Consider the following 3,527-nt stretch of genomic DNA (forward strand, 5'->3'; position numbering starts at 1 on the left):
GAGGTGGGCGCCGTGGGGGTGGGGGCGGTCGCCGTCGGCGTGCTCGGCGTCGGGGTCGTGGGGTTCGGGCTGGGGGTGGGGGTCGGAGCGTCGTGCGGCGTGGGACCGCTGACCGCCACGCGGGGGTCGACGGCCTCGCTCAGGGCCACCGCCACCCGGGTCAGCGACCCGTCCCCCTGATGCAGCAGCGTCTGCTGAATGCCCAGTCCGCCCACGACGAGGGCCACGCCCGCGGCCAGCCACACCTCCGGCCTCCGCCACGGCCACGGCCAGGTGCGGCCCACGAGCACGACTCCGCCCTGGATCAGCGCCGAACCGAGTACCGCCACCGCGCCGGTCGAGATCGAGGCGAGCCCCAGCGGCAGCGACCCGACCAGCGGCACGATCGACAACCCGGGCGCCAGCAACGACGTCAGCAGCGCCCGCTGACGGCTGTCGGTGCTCACCGCCCGGTGCAACCGGTCGAGCAGGAACGCCGCGACGATCCAGTACACCGCCAGCATCGCCAGGAACGAGTGCGGCCCGAGGAACACGAAGAGCAGCGCCACCGGGGTCGCGAAGACCAGCGGCAGCAACACCGCCAGGGAGAACGCGGCATGCTCCCACGGCGGCATGGTCTCGCGCTCATGGTGCGCCCACTCCGGCAACCCGGAGGGCCCGGCCACCGGGGCGACCGCGTCCTCGTAGCGGCGCCGGACGAACGTCATCACCAGACCGGTGAGCACCACGGCGATGCCGAGGAGGAAGTACCACCCGAGTCGCTCCTGGGCGTGGGCATTGGCGACCGCGTCACACAGGCCGTGCAGCGTGCAGGCATTGCCCTCCGAAAGGCGGGTCTGCAACCACCACAGCCGCCAGCTCGAGGTCAGCATCAGCACCAGGCCGAGCACGACGACCCCTCGGGTCACCCAACGCCACACCCTGACGACCCTACGCCGATCCGGTGACCGCGTTCAGGCGTTGTCACCCCCGGTCGCCACGGCAGCGTCGACCGCGGACTGCTCGACGAGGTCACCCGCGTCCGGCCAGACCCAGTCGCGCACGACCGGGATGTCCTCACCATGCACCCGGGTGTAGTCGCGGGCCTCGAGCCGACGGTCCTCCATGTCCTGGCGCAGCGGGGCGTAGCGCGCCGTCAGGCCGGGCACCCGGTCGATGACGTCCATGACGAGGCGGTACCGATCGAGGTCGTTGCGCATGACCATGTCGAACGGTGTCGTCGTGGTGCCCTCCTCCTTGAACCCGCGCACGTGCAGGTTGGCGTGCCCGGTGCGACGGTACGTGAGCTCGTGGATCAGCGACGGGTACCCGTGGTAGGCGAAGATCACCGGCTTGTCGGTGGTGAACAGGGTGTCGAAGCTGCGGTGGCTCAGGCCGTGCGGGTGCTCCCGCTCGTCCTGCAGGCGCATGAGGTCGACGACGTTGACGACGCGCACCTTGAGATCGGGGATGTGCCGGCGCAGCAGGTCCGCCGCGGCCAGCACCTCCAACGTCGGCACGTCACCGGCGCAGGCGAGCACGACATCCGGTTCCTCACCGGCGACCTCGGAGCCGGCCCATTCCCAGATCCCCAGCCCCCGCGCGGTGTGTTTGGCGGCTTCGTCGATGCTGAGGAAGTCCGGGGCCGGCTGCTTGCCCGCCACGACGACGTTGACGAACTGTCGCGAGTCGAGCAGGTGGTGGTACGTCGCCAGCAGGGTGTTCGTGTCCGGTGGCAGGTACACCCGGATGATGTCGGCCTTCTTGTTGACGACGTGGTCGATGAAGCCCGGGTCCTGGTGGGAGAAGCCGTTGTGGTCCTGTCGCCAGACGTGCGACGACAGCAGGTAGTTCAACGACGCCACCGGCCGTCGCCACGGGATGTCGTTGGTGACCTTGAGCCACTTGGCGTGCTGGTTGAACATCGAGTCGATGATGTGGATGAACGCCTCGTACGAGCTCATCACCCCGTGCCGGCCCGTCAGCAGATACCCCTCCAGCCAGCCCTGGCACTGGTGCTCGGAGAGCATCTCCATGACCCGGCCGGTCGGCGCGAGGTGGTCGTCGTCATCGGTGGGCAGGTACTCGGCGTTCCACTGCTTGTCGGTGACCTCGTAGACGTTCTGCAACCGGTTCGACGCGGTCTCGTCGGGGCCGAAGATGCGGAAGTTGTCGGGGTTGAGCCGGATGACCTCGCGCAGGAACGAACCGAGCTCGCGCGTGGCCTCGGTGATCGGCGCGCCGGGCACCTGCACGTCCACGCCGAAGTCCCGCCAGTCCGGCAGACGGAGGTCTCGCAGCACGAGTCCTCCGTTCGTGTGCGGGTTCGCGCTCATCCGCAGTTCACCCTGCGGCGCCAGCGCGGCGATCTCCTCGCGCAGTCGCCCGGTCTCGTCGAACAGTTCCTCGGCCCGGTAGCTGCGCAGCCACGCGTCGAGGTCGCCGAGGTGCGCCTCGGTGTCGCGGGCGCTGGCCAGCGGCACCTGGTGCGAGCGCCATGACCCCTCGGTGCGCTTGCCGTCGATCTCCTTCGGCCCGGTCCACCCCTTGGGGGTGCGCAGCACGATCATCGGCCACGCCGGACGCGGCATCTGCGGGTTTGCCGCCGCCTGCGCCCGGATTGTCGCGATCTCGTCGAGCACGGTGTCGAGGAGCTCGGCGAAGCGGCGGTGGAACTCGGCCGGCTCCTCACCGTCGAACCCACCGGTGAAGAAGTACGGGTGATGACCGTACCCGCGCATGAGCGCCTCCAGCTCCTCCTGGGGAATGCGCGCCAGCAGGGTCGGATTGGCAATCTTGTACCCGTTGAGGTGGAGCACCGGCAGCACGACCCCGTCCTGCACCGGGTGGAGGAACTTGTTCGAATGCCACGACGTCGCCAGCGGCCCGGTCTCCGCCTCGCCGTCACCGACGACGGCCACGACGAGTTGGTCAGGGTTGTCGAACGCCGCTCCGTAGGCGTGGGAGAGGGCGTACCCCAACTCGCCGCCCTCGTGGATCGACCCCGGCGTCTCCGGAGCGACGTGCGAGGGGATGCCGCCGGGGAACGAGAACTGCGTGAACAGTTTGCGCAGCCCCTCCTCGTCCTGCGTGATGTGGGAGTACGTCTCGGTGTACGTGCCCTCGAGGTAGGCATTGGCCACCAACCCCGGGCCACCGTGACCGGGACCGGTCACATAGATCGCCGGCTGTGCACGCTCGGCGATCGCGCGGTTGAGGTGCGCGTAGAGGAAGTTCAGCCCCGGCGTCGTGCCCCAGTGCCCCAGCAGCCGCGGTTTGACGTTCTCGAAGCGCAACGGCGAGCGCAGCAGCGGATTGTCCATCAGATAGATCTGCCCGACGGAGAGGTAGTTCGCGGCACGCCACCAGGCGTCGATCGTGTTCAGGGTGGAGTCGTCGAGCGAGGCGCTCGTGCACTCCGGGCGGGTGCGCCACGGCAGCGACGGGACGGACGAATGGACGGTCATGCGGATCTCCTCGGTGCGGCGAGATGCTTTCCGTGTTCCGGCACGCCCAGTCTGCACCCCGCCACTGACAACCGCAGGGTC

Annotated in this window: 2 protein-coding genes; both read right to left on the reverse strand. The window is 69.4% G+C overall.

The annotated features are described in order from the left end of the window. Positions 1-908, reverse strand: a 908-nt coding sequence (locus KD1_RS17125) for a hypothetical protein (RefSeq protein WP_176573011.1), incomplete at its 3' end; no start/stop codon positions are given. Positions 909-953: 45 nt separating this feature from the next. Beyond that, positions 954-3,446, reverse strand: a complete 2,493-nt coding sequence (locus KD1_RS15565) for a phosphoketolase family protein (protein WP_068403433.1) — start codon at positions 3,444-3,446, stop codon at positions 954-956. Between the last annotated feature and the right edge of the window lie 81 nt (positions 3,447-3,527).

Source organism: Kribbia dieselivorans NBRC 106261 (genome assembly GCF_001552435.1).
In the GTDB taxonomy this organism is placed as follows: Bacteria; Actinomycetota; Actinomycetes; order Actinomycetales; family Dermatophilaceae; genus Kribbia; species Kribbia dieselivorans.